The organism is Vibrio lentus (genome assembly GCF_030409755.1).
In the GTDB taxonomy this organism is placed as follows: domain Bacteria; phylum Pseudomonadota; class Gammaproteobacteria; order Enterobacterales; family Vibrionaceae; genus Vibrio; species Vibrio lentus.
In genome coordinates, this window is the sequence record NZ_JAUFQE010000002.1 from 509212 (window position 1) to 523828 (window position 14617).

A 14617-nucleotide genomic window follows, 5' to 3' on the forward strand; every position below is an offset into this window, starting at 1 on the left:
CGCTCTTTCTAATGTAATCAATCATTGTTGTTTCTAATGTGTGTTTACTTTGATCTCTCCCGTTTCTCTTTAATCCTTTTCCGCACATGGCTCGACTCGTGTGGCACGTTCATGTTGTGCGTCTGAATTGCATCAATTTCCCACATCTTACTTTCATAACTGGAAGGTTAGTTTCCAAGTTTGTTTGGTGAGCTTTCAATTTCAACTCCTCATAATGCGCCAAATGTAACAATGTATTTCAAAGTGTAACAATTAAGTCATATTTTTTGTGTGGTTTTAACCGTGCGGTAATGTTTCGGCTACGCAGCACTGTCGTTTTAACTTGGCAGTTCAACTGTTCAACTGTCGACTGTTCAAGATAGTGGCTAATTCCGTTTCGCTTTGAGATGCGTCGTTTCACATGCTCAACACATAAATATTCTAATGACCATGACAACCAGTACTCGGGCGTTCGTTCTGAGGCTGGATAACCATCGAGAAAGTTAATGGAAGCTTCAAGATATAAACGCATTTTATCGAGAGCAAATCTGTCGAGGATTGGTTTGGTGGGAACCGCCTTGATGCTCGAAGGATGTAACTCCGCATTGCTCGACCCAAAAGGTAGCGTTGGCGTTCAGGAAAAGGAGCTGATTATTACTGCTCTGTTGCTGATGCTGATTGTCGTCATCCCCGTGATCCTGATGACCATCTACTTTGCTTATAGATACCGTGAAAGCAACACCACAGAAGAGTATGCACCTGACTGGGCGCACTCAACCAAGATTGAAATAGTGGTATGGACGATTCCAATCATCATTATTGCGATTCTGGCCACCATCACTTGGCGAACAACACACGAACTAGAGCCTTCCAAGCCTCTGGAGAGTGACGTTAAGCCTATGGTGATCGAAGTGGTCTCTCTGGACTGGAAGTGGCTGTTCATCTATCCGGAGCAAAACATTGCGACGGTTAACTATGTTGCGTTCCCGAAAGATGTACCGGTGACGTTTAAGCTAACTTCAGACAACATCATGAACGCGTTCTTTATCCCGCGTCTTGGCTCGCAGATCTACGCGATGCCGGGAATGGTGACCAAGCTGAATTTGATCGCGAACCACGAAGGTGACTTCAAAGGTTTTGCATCGAACTACAGTGGTAAAGGGTTCTCTCAAATGAAATTCACCGCATCAGCCATGCCTGATCAAGTGGCGTTTCTAAACTGGGTGGAAAAAGTGAAAGCTAGCCCAGACCGTATTGAAGATTGGGAGCAATTCCGTTCTTTGGCTGCACCGAGTGTGGCTGAACCTGTGACTCTGTTCTCCAGTATCCCACCATTTTTATTCACTGATGTCGTGACCCAGCACCCTGGTTCAATGAACTGTTTGCCGGAAACCCAAGGATAATCGTCATGTTTGGAAGATTAACTCTAGACTCAATTCCCTACCACGAACCCATTATTTTGTTCACGTTAACCATGATCGCTTTAGTGGGTGGTTTAGTGGTGTATGCGGTAACAAAAGCCGGTAAGTGGCAATACCTTTGGAATGAATGGTTTACTTCTGTAGACCACAAAAAACTGGGCTTCATGTACATTGCGGTCGCGATGGTGATGTTAGTTCGTGGCTTTGCCGATGCCGTCATGATGCGTAGTCAGCAATTGCTTTCTGCAGCGGGTGAGACAGGCTATTTACCGCCACATCACTATGACCAGATCTTCACGGCTCACGGCGTGATCATGATTTTCTTCGTCGCGATGCCTTTGGTTATCGGCCTGATGAACATCATTGTACCGCTACAAATTGGTGCTCGTGATGTTGCGTTCCCTTATCTGAATAACTTGAGCTTCTGGCTGTTTGTGGTTGGTATAATCCTAACCAACATGTCGCTGGGCTTAGGTGAGTTTGGTCGTACGGGTTGGTTGGCGTATCCGCCGCTTTCCGGTATTGAGGCAAGTCCGGGAGTCGGGGTCGATTATTGGATATGGGCGCTGCAAATATCCGGTGTGGGTACCACGTTAACGGGTGTGAACTTCTTCGCGACTATTTTGCGCATGCGTACTCCGTCTATGCCAATGATGAAGATGCCAGTATTCACGTGGGCATCTCTGTGTGCCAACATCCTGATCATCATCTCTTTCCCAATCCTAACGGTCACCATCGCGTTGCTGACTTTGGATAGATACATCGGTACGCACTTCTTCACCAATGACCTTGGTGGCAACGTGATGATGTATGTGAACCTGATTTGGGCATGGGGGCACCCTGAGGTGTACATCCTAATCTTGCCTATCTTCGGTGTGTTCTCTGAAGTGACTGCAACCTTCTCTCGCAAAAAACTGTTTGGTTATACCTCGCTGGTATGGGCGACGGTGGCTATTACGATTTTAGCGTTTGTGGTTTGGCTGCATCACTTCTTCACCATGGGTTCTGGCGCCAATGTGAATGCCTTCTTCGGCATCGCTACCATGATTATCTCTATCCCAACCGGGGTTAAGATCTTCAACTGGCTATTCACCATGTACAAAGGTCGTATCCGCTTTACCACACCAATGATGTGGACGGTCGGTTTCCTAATCACCTTTACTGTAGGTGGTATGACGGGCGTATTGATGGCGGTTCCGGGTGCGGATTTCATTCTGCATAACTCGGTATTCCTGATTGCTCACTTCCACAACGTGATCATCGGTGGTGTTGTCTTCGGTTGTTTTGCTGCGATTGGTTACTGGTTCCCGAAAGCGACTGGTTTCACTCTGAACGAGCTTTGGGGCAAACGCGCATTCTACTGCTGGATCATCGGTTTCTTGATGGCGTTCTTGCCGCTTTACGCTCTGGGCTTTATGGGCATGACGCGTCGTTTGAGCCAAGACATCAACCCTGAATTCTTCCCTCTACTGGCGGTTGCGGCTGCAGGTACAGGCGTAATTGCGATGGGTGTAGTGTGTCAGTTCGTTCAGATTTACGTGAGTGTTCGTGACCGCGACCAAAACCGAGATTTAACCGGTGACCCATGGGGTGGACGTACATTCGAATGGGCAACGTCTTCACCACCGCCGTTCTACAACTTTGCAAAACTGCCTAAGGGCGATGAGATCGATTCGTTCTGGTATCAAAAGCAAAGTGGTGAGTTTGACCCAACTCAGGAAGAAGCATACGAACGTATTCACATGCCGAAGAACACACCGACAGGCATTTATGTGTCTGCATGGGCGTTGGCATTTGGCTTCGCAATGATCTGGTACATCTGGTGGCTAGCGGCTGCAAGCTTAGTAGGCATCGTGGTGACGTGTATTCAACACAGCTACAACGATGATGTGGACTACTACGTGGAAGTTGAAGAGATCAAAGCGATTGAAGCGGCTCGACGTGCACAGCTTGAAGAAGCGAAGAAACAGTCAGCGAAAGGCGACCATTCTGGTCGTGGTAACAGTGCTGACAGTGATAACAACGACAATAAAGATGATTTGGAGACGACGTATGCAAGCTAATACTCCGTCACACACTTATGATCTTGCACACTCGCATGATCATCACCACGAAGCTGCGGGCAATAAGTTGTTTGGCTTCTGGGTTTACTTGATGAGTGACTGTGTCCTGTTTGCCACGCTTTTCGCGACTTATGCCGTGCTTGAGAGTGGATCTATCGCAGGTCCGACAGGCAAAGATATCTTTGAACTGCCGTTCGTGTTTGTCGAAACCATGATGCTGTTGTTCAGTAGTATCACCTTTGGCTTTGGCATGATTGCAATGAAGCGCAAAGACGTTACCGGACTGAAGCGATGGATAAAAATCACTTTCGTATTGGGTTTAGCCTTTATCTGTATGGAAGTGTATGAGTTCCATCACTTGATTGCAGAAGGCTATGGCCCTCAAGAAAGCGCATTCCTTTCTGCGTTCTTTACCTTGGTTGGCACACACGGTTTGCACGTAACGTTCGGTCTGATTTGGATGGCGGTGGCGTATCACCAGCTTTCAACCAAAGGCTTGAACGACAATATGTCGATGCGTTTTCAGTGTTTAAGTCTGTTCTGGCATTTCCTTGATATCGTTTGGATTTGCGTATTTACCATCGTGTACTTAATGGGGGTGATGTAATGGAACAGCATCTAGACAGCGGTGCAACGGATTATGTGAAAGGCTTTATTGCGTCACTAATTCTGACCATTATTCCGTTCTACATTGTGTGGTCACATGCGCTACCAAGCACGGAAACTTACGTGATCTTGTTCGGTTGTGCGCTGGTGCAAATCTTTGTGCACTTTAAGTACTTCTTGCATATGGAAGCGAAATCTTCCGATGGGCGTTGGAACTTGGTGTCATTGATGTTTACTGCCATTGTTGTATTGATTCTTATCGCTGGCTCGGTATGGATCATCTACAACATGAACGTCAACATGAAGTTGTAGGCCAAGGTATGCTGAAAAAATATTTGTCTATTACCAAACCGGGCATCATTTTCGGCAACCTGATTTCTGTTGCGGCGGGGTTCTTCCTCGCCGCAAAAACAGAACCAGCCAGTGCGATGTTGTTACTGACGACTTTAGCGGGTGTAGGGCTTGTGATTGCATCAGGTTGCGTGGTGAACAACATCTTTGATCGAGATATCGACCAGAAAATGAAACGTACCCAGAACCGTGAATTGGTTCAGGGCAATATCAACACAGACGTCGCATTTACCTATGCGTTAGTTATGTTGTTGGCAGGCACAGCGTTGCTGTTTCAATTTGTTAATCCGATGTCTGCGGTTGTGGTGTTGCTTGGCTATGTGTTTTACGTCTTTTTCTACACCATGTGGTACAAGCGTAATTCGGTTTACGGCACCTTAGTTGGCAGTATCTCTGGCGCAGTTCCGCCATTGGTTGGCTACCTTGGTGTGACGAATTACTTGAGCTTAGAAGCGGTTTTGCTGTTCATCATGTTCTGCTTATGGCAAATGCCACACTCGTATGCGATTGCGATGTTCCGCATTCAAGATTATCGCGATGCAGGCATTCCTGTTTTACCGGTGAAAGAGGGCGTTGATAAAGCGCACAAACACATGAAGGCTTATGTGGTGGCGTTTGGCGCGGTTGCTCTGGGGTTATTTTTACTCGGAGAAGCGGGTTATGAATACCTTGCCGTGTCGGCAGCCGTTTGCTTTATGTGGACCAAAGTGACGTTCCGTAAGGTTGATTGTCTTAACTACATCCAGTGGTCAAAGACCGTATTCAAGGTCTCTCTGCTGGTGGTGATGAGCATCAGCGGCGTACTTGGACTGGAACTGATTACGTTGCCTACGCTTTTTTGATTTAGTTTTGTCGTTGAACCCTCAATGTTTTTAAATCCGAGGGTTCAACGACCTTTTATCTGATTGTCTGTTTATCTTGTCATCTACACTGTCGTTCATCTGAGAACTACAGCCCCTCGAAAATATCACTAAACCAATCTTCAAGTTGCTCTCGTTTGTCTTGAGGGCCATTGATTACCACTAAGCCATTCAGTGTCGCTTGATCCCAAGAGATCGTTCCGTTCGCCAATGCATCGAACACATCGAGCTCTGTAATAAGTAATAAATCGTTCTCTGTCGGCAAAGTGTCTCTTCCTGAAACGTTCACGCCTTTTTCAATGCTGATTTGGCTGTAGTGGCCTTTAATTGCTTCAAATAAGTTGAATTCGATCTTACTCGGATGCGCCTTTGCGAGGGCTGATTTTATCGCAAACAGCTTGAAATGATCCGGTTTGTCTAGGTTTCCGAACTCGTCATCTTGTCGAGCATTAATGATGTTACCAAACACTTCGAGTGAGCCCGGTTCGGTCACCAAACTAAACCCGGTTTCTTGGTGTAAGCCGCAAGCGAATACCAGAGAAGAACTGAGTGAAATCAATAGAACAAAACGTTTTAGCATGTGTGAACCTTAAACGAAGTAGGGCAGTTTTCTTACTTCAACAATAGACCTAGATCGTTGAGTGAAGGCTGCGAACTGTACCAATAAATAAACGATAAAGGGACCACTATGGGTCCCTTAGTTATCGGCTCGCCATCCTTAGCAGGCCTTTAATTGGTGTATATCCAATTAACGAACGATAAGCATCAGTTCTTCAGGAGAAAGAGGCTTGTCGAAGTAGCTCATGAAGAGACCGAAGCCCTTGATATCGCCATTCGAGAACTTGAATTCACCAGACTGCATGTTCTTACCAATCACTTGCTGAGCATTAGGGCCAGCCATCAGGATTTGGTTCAGCACTTGACGAGAAGTGTTGATTTGAACATCTGCGCCTTCTACGGCTGTTTCATGAAGCTGTGCAATACCGTTACGAACTTCGATAGTGAATGACTCATTCGTATCAGAGAAGTTGTACGTTAGCGCCATGTTTACATCTAACGTGCTCTCTGCAATTAGAGTCGACGTCATCATGTCGAAGATCTGCTTACTTGGTAGGGCTGTTAGAACGTCTACAGAAGCAAAGCTGATCATGTTAGAGAAATCGCGAGTACCTTCTAGCTCAGCAGCGGCATTTAATGCCCAGTTACGCCAGTTGATGTTCACTTGGTCTGCAGACCATGCTTTGTAAGCTTGTGCTTTCAGTGCGCGAGCTTCCATGTCGTCTTTGTTTACCGTGATTGGGTAAGAAAGAATCTCTGCGGCGAATGTGTAGTTTTCTGCTTTGATCGCGGCTTTCGCTGTGTCGATGATGTTGTCACGACCGCCCATGATTTCTACGAACGCTTTAGCACGTTGCTCGTAAGCCATTGGCTCTAGTTGCCACGGGTCGGCTTCGAAGAAACCGTTGTAGCCTACGTAAATTTGGCGAACAGCGTGTGCAACAGTACCGTAGTGCTCACCTAACCAAGGGTGGTCGGCAAGGTGTTTAGGTAGCTTAACAACTTCAACAAGTTCGTCAGGTGTTAGACCCTTGTTCATGTGACGAATCGTTTGGTCGTGTGTGTATTGGATTGCATCACGGTAAGCCGTTAGTACATCTGCTACCGCTTCTTTGCCTTCAACAGGACGACCATGCGAGTTGATCATGATTTCTGTATCGAATTGACGCATAACGTCGATGCCCTTGAACCACATGCTTGGGTCACGGAATTTCGTACCGCGAATTGTGTGTAGGTTCGGGAAGTTCTCGCCTTGTAGAACCTCTGCTGCGTGCAGGATTTTTTGTTCTGGAAGGTAAACAACGATTTCATCTTTAGTTTCAGATGGCACGTTTACGATCTGCATGTGAACGCCAGAGATTGTGATGTCTAATGTGCCATTTTTTTCAACGAGCATATTAGGCTCAATGAACGAGATATCACCTTGCATGAAGCGAGGGCCAAGGCCATCGTTTACTGTGCCGTGTTCGCCTTCTTCAACGTGTTTTGCACCTGTGTAAGACGTGCGGTGACCAAACAGTGTACCGAGGTTTGAAGACCAGTTAGCTACAGCTTGAGTCAGATCTTCTTGAGCGATGATTTTCACTTCACCAGAAGCCACTTGCTCATCTGTTGCCCATGCACGAACACCAGAAATGTGGTCAATGTGGTTGTGCGAATAGATGATCGCTTTTACTGGTTTGTCTGTGATTGCGCGGAATTGGTTTTTTACCGATTCGGCCATTTGTACTGATTCGCCTGGATCAACGATGATGATGCCATCGTCACCTTCGATCATGACTGGAGTGTCTAGACCGAAGCCGTAACCAAGGTAAACATTGTCATCAACTTTGATGATCGCTTGGTCCATCTTACGACCGTGCTTGGTTAGGATTGGGTGTACGTGATCAGACTCTTCTGTGAAAGCCAGTGAATCGCCCGTTTTTGAAAGCACTTGGATACGTTCGCCTTTGCCCCAGAACATGTTTGATTCGTGTTCGAATAGAACCTCGCTTTTGTAGCGCGCATCAAGATCGATGTTTTGGTATTGAGCTGCATTTGCGGTTTGAAGCTCTTGGCCTACCGTTGATGTAGCTTCAACAACAGGCGTTGCTGATGCAAAGCCAGAAACAAATAGTGCACTTGCGATTGCAACTGGAAGTGCCATTTTTTTGAATGTGTTAGTCATGATAGTGACCTTATATTTGGATACAGGAATTGGATTTCTTGAGCCAAATAATAGACAGGAGAGGGGGCGCTATCTACGCGCTAATAGGATTTCAATCTATCGTTTTTACGATGTTTTATTTTGTTAATGATTGTATTGACGATTTTAATTGATCTGAATCAATTAGCCAGATGAGCTTGTGACAGATACAAAAATGCCCTGACATTCAGGGCATTTAATTTGGAATTAATGGCTGTTATATAAGTGTTTACCGAGAACCTGAGTACTTACCAAGCACCTAAGTAAGACTTGTAAGATTGTAGGCGAACCGTTGCCGCACCGATTACATCAATAAAGCCCCAGAACGGATGTGGCTTCTCAGCAGAAATCCAAGCTGCGCCAGCTGAACCAATTGGGATATTGAAACCTTCTGGTTCGATGATCTCAAGTACGATGGTACGGCCTAAACCGTTACCGTTTCTTACCACGTGTTGACCGACGCTTTGTGGCCCCTGAAGTGGAGAAATACTCGACTCACCCGTACCTGCATTAAAGCTGTGTACTTTTGCTCTGAACACATGCCCTGGGTAGGCATCAACGAAGAACTCAGCGAAGTCTCCTACTTGAACATAGCCGTAAGTTTGGTCTGAAATACGCATCTCAAGGAATTTTTTGCTGGTGTTGTAGAGGTGCATGTTACCCATGACAGAACCTTCAGCAATATTCACTATCGATACCTGACCATCAAATTCCGCTCTAATGGTTTTCTTCTCTTGCGCCCAATTTACTTTTTGTAGATCGGCTTTTAACGATACAAGTTGAGCGTGCAGCACTCGAAGGTCTGAGTCGTATTTTTCTACATCACGCATATTGAAGATTTCAGGTGAAGTTTCAGCGCGCTCTAAGTCGCGAGTCATTTGCTTGATCTCTTCTTCTTTCTGAACAATTGAAGATTCGATCTTTGCTTTGTCTGCGGCAGAATCGATGTCGACGAGTGTGTAAATTACGTCGCCTTCTTTAACCATTTGGTTGTGCTCAACAAGCACTTTGTCGATCTGCTGACCAAAGATAGGTGACATTACCGCGTGTGGTGCTTTCACTGTGGTTGAGTTCGTTAAATCAACCGGTGCCCATAAGCGAGAGATAACCGCTAATACCGCAAGGATTGTTACGCCGCCAATGGCAGCCCACGTGTAGTTTTTGAAGTTCTTCTTCAGTGCACCTGTCGCAAACAGTGACCATACAATTAGGATGTATGGAATCATCATCTCTTTCATTATGCGACCTCTTTTTCTGTAGGGGATGGTTTTGTTGGAGCCTTTTCTTCTGAAGACTGTTCTTTTGAAGATTGTTCTACTGGAGACTCTTGTGTTGGAGACGGCTCTGTTACCGATTGTTCAGGTGATACGTGGACAGCGGCTGTCGCTGCATTAGTCGCATCTTGTTTAGGCTGAACACCACGGCGAATAACATCACTCAGTGATTGACCAATATGTTTCCAGTTCGCCAATGCGATAACCAAGGCGATAACCCAGAATGTTTTGCTGATGAACAGTCCACAAAGTGACAGTGCAAACACGATCTGTACGTGAGCGCTTTTGTGCTCTTTTGCTTTATGCACTCCCAGTTCATGCAATTGCCACATGCCGTAAATACCGGCTAATACGACAGCAATGGTCACTGAGAACAAGTAACCAGAGAAGTACTCCATCTGGAAGAAGTTCATCATCATTTCATTGGGATGATTGTTGAATTGAGACATGTCGATGTCTTTAGAATGGATTGTGCCTAACGGTGCAAGAGCCCATGCACCAGCAAACATTACCGCCATAAACAGGCAGAATTTAATCAAGACCATCACAACGGCCCAGATTTTCTGGAAAATGATTTTTATAAAGTTCATATCTCAACCTACATCAATAAGAAGAGAGAATTTGCAGCCTAGAAGTAACCTTTAATGACATCTTAAAAAGTAGATGTCTATTATGTGGGTAGATTAGTGCTCATAATAAACAAAAGTAACAGATGATATTTAAAGTGATATTGCACAGTCCAGACAACCGATTCTCGGTATCAAGAAGCGAATATGCTTCTCTACAAATCAATCTTTATTATTTGTCAGCAGACGTAAATGAAATGGCGATGAAGCGTTCGAATTAATATTCGTGCGGCTTTCTAGCGACTGTTTTATTACGTGTAATACCTCGGCAATCGAGGGGCTCTTCCATGACAATTGACATACCAAAGTAAAACATTTGTCAGTTTTCTATTTGGGCTGATGATTGATTTGTTAGCAGGATAATAGGAAGAGTTTTGACCAGTATCTACCCAGAATTACGATTTGATAATATCGTAATTACGATTAGTAGTTATAACTCTAAATCGGTAGGGTGATTTATTTGAAAAGGCTCATATACAGATAGAAAACATTGTTCATTAACTTGGTTTGGATCATAGAAGTCGATGAAAAGTGCTAAAAAGGCTGGCCTAAAATATTAAATAAATTAGACCAGCCTGTAGGGGGATTTTTATCGATTATTTGAATGGGTTTAATGTAACAGGAGCAATAAAGAATTTCAGGTTCCAATCTGGTGCATATGGCACATACTCAGCGGGATTGGTTGTATTAACATTTGCGTCTGGTTTCATTACGTAATATTGAAGTTCTACACCCCAACGAACTGGCATTGGCCCAACCTTAAACATATCGATATAGCCTAATCCGACAGGTACAGTAAATTGGTCGGAACCATCTTTTGTCCAATCAATTTGAATATTAGGTGTCATACCAATTAACGCGGTGTTGCTGACACGATAGTTTAAGAAGTACTGGATGTCCGCTTGATTGGTTGATTTAGTAACGCTGTCGCTACCGCCTACATCCCACCATTGCTGAGCTAAGAAACCAACGTTCCAGCTTTCAATACTGGCTGGGTTACCTGTTTCTTTACCAAGGCGAGCGACCATTGCTGCAGGACCTACTTGCCACTTATCTTGCGTTAAACCATCAGTACCTGTTGGCATGATCACCGTTGGGCCAACACCCCAAATCCACCCATCATCGCGGTTAGGCGCTGCCAATGATAGAAAGACAGTGTCTCCCATACCGTTTGTACGTCCTTCAAAGAAATCACCGTCTTCACGATCACCTGGTGAACTGTAGTGGTTGGCAACCAAACGGTTCACCAAGTTCCATTCACCATCCATGATAGGTACAGGCATTACTGGTTGAAAGCTGAAGCGGTTTTGCATCTCATGGTGACCATCTTCTTTTTCTAGAAAGGTATAATCATTTTGAGTAATTAGCATCCATACATCTGACACAGGGTTGGCTGATTTTTTTGCCGCTTCTTGTACTGATAATTGTTCTTGCGCACTTGCTGTTGTTGAAAGTAATGCTGCTGCAGTAATGGCAACAGAAAGGAAACTCTTTTTAATTTTAAGCATATATATACTCTCAGTCATAACTTGTTGGGGGTTCACTTCACCTTCACGGTCATGAAGTGTTTATTCGTTGGCGAGAAATATAGAAGATGTGAATAATATGAATCTACGTAATAATTCGTTTTGTAATCATCGCAAATACGATAGCTAATGCTTTTTATTCATTAGTAGCGAGTTTTATAAAAATAAGGGGCTATTTTTTTGAACTGATATGTTTGTTGGGCTTTAGATAAATAGCGTGTAGATAAAGCACCCCTCCAATTTCCGACATTAGGCTGAATAAGGGCTGAAGCTTATAACGCTCGATAATTAAGAGGTTTAGTTGAAAGAACCGTGTTTTGTGAAATGCACAATTTTCAGCCTGCGTTGTGAAAAAGACAAAGAGCTTTGCTGAGTAGCTGAAAGCGACTGTGAAACAGTGTCATGAAAAATGAGACAATAAGCCCTTGTTTGTGCGTTGTATTAGGTTGATAATCAATACAAATCAAAACGGTGACAAATGGCTTATTGATGGAGAGCAAAAAGAGAATTAAATGAAATGCTTAGTCCAAATAAAAAAGCTTAGCGAGCAGGGCACTAAGCTTTATATTTAGATAAAAGTTTCAGGTATTTAGTATAGAGTTAACTAAATGACTAAGTTTAATTCTTATCTGAGTGAGTGTTGATCAGGACTGAACGTTACTTGAAGCGATAGTTCGCTTGTAGGCCAAAGTAGTGTGCATGACTCTTGTATTGACCGTTAAGGTTACCTAGCGAAGGTGCAAGGCCGAGTGTGTAATCAATGTTTGGCGTACCTAGGTCGATGTAGTCGTAGTAACCACGCACTTGCCAGTTATCATTTACTCGATAGGTCGCACCGACTCCATAGCGCCATATGTCGCTTATTGGGAGATCCATGTATACCTTTGTCGGATCATCTTGCGGTGAGGTTTCGTAACTCACTCCGGTTTCTAATCGCCATTGGTCATTAAGTTGGTAGTGTGTACCGATCGCGAAATTCCATACATCATCAAAGTCGCGTTGAACGATTTCAATTGGTGCATTGTTCAGGTCGAGCGTTAGGTCTGTCCAAATTGATAAGTCATACCAAGTCACACTCCAAAGCATGTCCCATTGCGGATTAACGGCATGAACACCACTTGCTTGAACGTGTTGTGGCATGATGAAATCTAGTCCAACATCCATGTTGACGATATTGCCTCTGAATCCTGGCTGCGTTGTTTTGACATCACCTTCACCGTAATGAGCGATCTCAGAGCGATAAATCAAACCGATACGATGTGCTTCGTTGAATTTGTAAAAGGCACTGAGTGTATAACCTACGTTAAAATCGTCGGCATTGGCCTCAAGCTTGCCCTCTCCAATCGTTGAGATAACTCCAGGAAAGACATCGAGCTCACCATTTGCCGAGAAGTATTCCAGATTGATGGCAGCACCAACAGCAAACCTGTCAGTTACTTTGTACGATATGGCTGGTGCAATTTGTACAGTAATAAACTCCACGTTTTCTAATAAATTACCACCGTGGAAATTGTCACCATAATCAACGCCGGAACCACCCTGTGATGCAACTGAAAGGCCTGCGTGGAATTGATCGTTGATTGGTGTGACAAAGTAGAAACTGCCTGCTGGGGTTGTTGTCCCGCCATCGGCGTTCTCCCCATTTGAAAATGCGGGGCCTGTTGATCCTTGATCAGCGTAATCAAATGTCGTGTCTAAAATGGAAGCATTTACAGTAACGTTGGTTTCTTTGAGTTGAGACATGCCGGCCGGGTTAGTCCAAGCTGTTAAAGCACTCTCTGCTAGAGCTGCGGTACCAGCTCCTGCAGTACTTGCGTTCAATGAACCTAATTCAGGAAGCAATGGGCCAGCCGCCATTGCATGAGTTGAAAGTGTTGACACTACAATGGCAAGTGCGTGTTTTTTCATGGAATAGAACCTATTTTGGGAGCTGTTTTTAAGGCGCTGATAGTAGTCTCACAAATTGGGTCGAAAAATAGCGAATTAACATTTCATTCTATCGTTTTTACGATAGCATGGTGCTCATGGTCGCCTAACGAGTAATGATATATGAGCAACGACATCCCCAACTTCAATCTACTTGCCGTGTTTTCTGCGGTGATGGAGCAGGGCAGTTTAAGTAAAGCTGCGGATCAACTCAGTACCAACCAATCGACCATCAGTACCGCATTAGCCCGCCTAAAAAAAGAGATTGGCCAAGAGCTTTTTGTTCGCAAAGGAAGAGGGGTTGCGCCTACGTCTTATGCCCAAAGCTTGTATGAACAAATCAAAGCGCCGATCAATGAACTCAATGGCGTGTTTCAGTCGATGACCAACTTTGATGAGCAATCTTCTGAACGTAAGTTTGTGATTTCTGCGCCTGAGCACTTACAGTGGGTGCTGCTCAATAGTTTTGCAGCGCTCCCTAATCAAAACTTGTCATTAGAAGTCTTTGATCAACCAGACAGTGATGAGCGCATTTACGAAGATCTTTTGACTCAAGAATTCGATGCGATGATCGATATTGTGGTGCCTGAACACCCAAGTATTGTCAGTGAAACACTTTATGAGGGCGAGTTTGTGATCGTGTGTCGAGCTGATCACCCACGAATCCAAGGTGAAATCAGCGAAGCTCAGTTCCTAAGTGAAAAGCATGCCGTATTAGACAGAACACGACGCAAAGTTCGCAGTTTGAATCACTACACTTCTTTGGATCTGTCCCAACGTAAAATCGTATTTCATGGGCGTTCGCTGTTCAGTAATATCTTGCTGTGTAGCCAATCCGATTACATCACTGTGGTGCCTTTATCTATGGCCGTGCAGTTCCAAGAAAAGTTAAGTTTACAGCTGTTCAAGCCACCCTTTGAATATCAGCCGATGTCTCACTACCTGATTTGGTTGAAGAAGCAGAACAGCGACCCCGCTCATAAATGGTTCAGAGAACAAGTCATCAGTACGTCAGATGCAATGTCGAAGGCGCTTAAAGATAGGCGTTTGCGGTTTTAATTGAGGGTCTAACTCGAAGGGAAGCATTGGCTTCCCTTTTTTGTGTCATTGAGTTCGTGCTAGTCATAACGTTCATAACAAAAAATTATCACATTGAGAATTTTTGATAATTTCCTTAATTCCTCGCTGAATCGTATTATTTTACTCAAAGATTAGTGGATAACTTCCACTCAAAATAATAAC

Annotated in this window: 12 protein-coding genes; 6 read left to right on the top strand and 6 right to left on the bottom strand. The window is 44.4% G+C overall.

Translation table 11 applies throughout. The features are described from left to right. Positions 1-485: 485 nt before the first annotated feature. The 5 genes from cyoA to cyoE are packed head-to-tail and all read left to right on the top strand — an operon-like array spanning position 486 to position 5262. On the top strand, positions 486-1382 hold the full coding sequence (cyoA, locus tag QWZ07_RS10715; protein WP_099166339.1) for a ubiquinol oxidase subunit II: 897 nt from the start codon (positions 486-488) through the stop codon (positions 1380-1382). A gap of 5 nt (positions 1383-1387) precedes the next feature. Further along, entirely contained in the window at positions 1388-3463 is a 2076-nt protein-coding gene (gene cyoB, locus QWZ07_RS10720) for a cytochrome o ubiquinol oxidase subunit I (protein WP_192852686.1), read from the top strand. Continuing rightward, positions 3414-4070 carry a cytochrome o ubiquinol oxidase subunit III gene (gene cyoC, locus QWZ07_RS10725; protein ID WP_261891321.1) on the top strand — a complete coding sequence of 219 codons (657 nt, stop codon included), beginning with the start codon at positions 3414-3416 and terminating at the stop codon, positions 4068-4070. Before cyoB ends, cyoC begins: the two co-directional genes overlap by 50 nt. After that, positions 4070-4381, top strand: coding sequence for a cytochrome o ubiquinol oxidase subunit IV (cyoD, locus tag QWZ07_RS10730; protein ID WP_010439794.1), 312 nt, complete (start codon positions 4070-4072; stop codon positions 4379-4381). Before cyoC ends, cyoD begins: the two co-directional genes overlap by 1 nt. Positions 4382-4389: 8 nt before the next feature. Continuing rightward, positions 4390-5262 carry a heme o synthase gene (cyoE, locus tag QWZ07_RS10735; RefSeq protein WP_225998396.1) on the top strand — a complete coding sequence of 291 codons (873 nt, stop codon included), beginning with the start codon at positions 4390-4392 and terminating at the stop codon, positions 5260-5262. A 106-nt stretch (positions 5263-5368) separates the two neighbouring features. Here cyoE and QWZ07_RS10740 read toward each other — a convergent pair whose 3' ends face one another. The 6 genes from QWZ07_RS10740 to QWZ07_RS10765 form a co-directional block, all read right to left on the bottom strand. After that, positions 5369-5860 carry a hypothetical protein gene (locus QWZ07_RS10740; protein WP_192852688.1) on the bottom strand — a complete coding sequence of 164 codons (492 nt, stop codon included), beginning with the start codon at positions 5858-5860 and terminating at the stop codon, positions 5369-5371. 168 nt (positions 5861-6028) lie between these two features. Next, on the bottom strand, positions 6029-8005 hold the full coding sequence (locus QWZ07_RS10745; protein ID WP_102514325.1) for an alkyl sulfatase dimerization domain-containing protein: 1977 nt from the start codon (positions 8003-8005) through the stop codon (positions 6029-6031). A gap of 266 nt (positions 8006-8271) precedes the next feature. Then, a complete protein-coding gene (locus tag QWZ07_RS10750; protein ID WP_017107610.1) occupies positions 8272-9261 on the bottom strand; it encodes an efflux RND transporter periplasmic adaptor subunit in 990 nt (329 codons plus the stop codon). Next, on the bottom strand, positions 9261-9887 hold the full coding sequence (locus QWZ07_RS10755) for a magnesium transporter (RefSeq protein ID WP_102485193.1): 627 nt from the start codon (positions 9885-9887) through the stop codon (positions 9261-9263). The genes QWZ07_RS10750 and QWZ07_RS10755 overlap by 1 nt, the downstream gene beginning before the upstream one ends. Positions 9888-10519: 632 nt before the next feature. Further along, positions 10520-11431, bottom strand: a complete 912-nt coding sequence (locus QWZ07_RS10760; protein WP_192852689.1) for a hypothetical protein — start codon at positions 11429-11431, stop codon at positions 10520-10522. Between the two features lie 675 nt (positions 11432-12106). Further along, positions 12107-13357, bottom strand: coding sequence for an OmpP1/FadL family transporter (locus QWZ07_RS10765; protein ID WP_192852690.1), 1251 nt, complete (start codon positions 13355-13357; stop codon positions 12107-12109). Positions 13358-13498: 141 nt separating this feature from the next. On the opposite strand from QWZ07_RS10765, the gene QWZ07_RS10770 reads away from it, so the two are divergent. Further along, positions 13499-14434, top strand: coding sequence for a LysR family transcriptional regulator (locus tag QWZ07_RS10770; protein ID WP_017066788.1), 936 nt, complete (start codon positions 13499-13501; stop codon positions 14432-14434). Positions 14435-14617 lie beyond the last annotated feature (183 nt).

What these genes read in the sequence shown, in the direction of transcription:
- QWZ07_RS10755 (WP_102485193.1), bottom strand. Translation starts at nt 9,887, where the DNA reads ATGAACTTTATAAAAATCATTTTCCAGAAAATCTGGGCCGTTGTGATG.
- QWZ07_RS10750 (WP_017107610.1), bottom strand. Translation starts at nt 9,261, where the DNA reads ATGAAAGAGATGATGATTCCATACATCCTAATTGTATGGTCACTGTTT.
- QWZ07_RS10745 (WP_102514325.1), bottom strand. Translation starts at nt 8,005, where the DNA reads ATGACTAACACATTCAAAAAAATGGCACTTCCAGTTGCAATCGCAAGT.
- QWZ07_RS10765 (WP_192852690.1), bottom strand. Translation starts at nt 13,357, where the DNA reads ATGAAAAAACACGCACTTGCCATTGTAGTGTCAACACTTTCAACTCAT.
- cyoB (WP_192852686.1), top strand. Translation starts at nt 1,388, where the DNA reads ATGTTTGGAAGATTAACTCTAGACTCAATTCCCTACCACGAACCCATT.
- cyoE (WP_225998396.1), top strand. Translation starts at nt 4,390, where the DNA reads ATGCTGAAAAAATATTTGTCTATTACCAAACCGGGCATCATTTTCGGC.
- QWZ07_RS10770 (WP_017066788.1), top strand. Translation starts at nt 13,499, where the DNA reads ATGAGCAACGACATCCCCAACTTCAATCTACTTGCCGTGTTTTCTGCG.
- QWZ07_RS10760 (WP_192852689.1), bottom strand. Translation starts at nt 11,431, where the DNA reads ATGCTTAAAATTAAAAAGAGTTTCCTTTCTGTTGCCATTACTGCAGCA.
- cyoA (WP_099166339.1), top strand. Translation starts at nt 486, where the DNA reads ATGGAAGCTTCAAGATATAAACGCATTTTATCGAGAGCAAATCTGTCG.
- cyoD (WP_010439794.1), top strand. Translation starts at nt 4,070, where the DNA reads ATGGAACAGCATCTAGACAGCGGTGCAACGGATTATGTGAAAGGCTTT.
- QWZ07_RS10740 (WP_192852688.1), bottom strand. Translation starts at nt 5,860, where the DNA reads ATGCTAAAACGTTTTGTTCTATTGATTTCACTCAGTTCTTCTCTGGTA.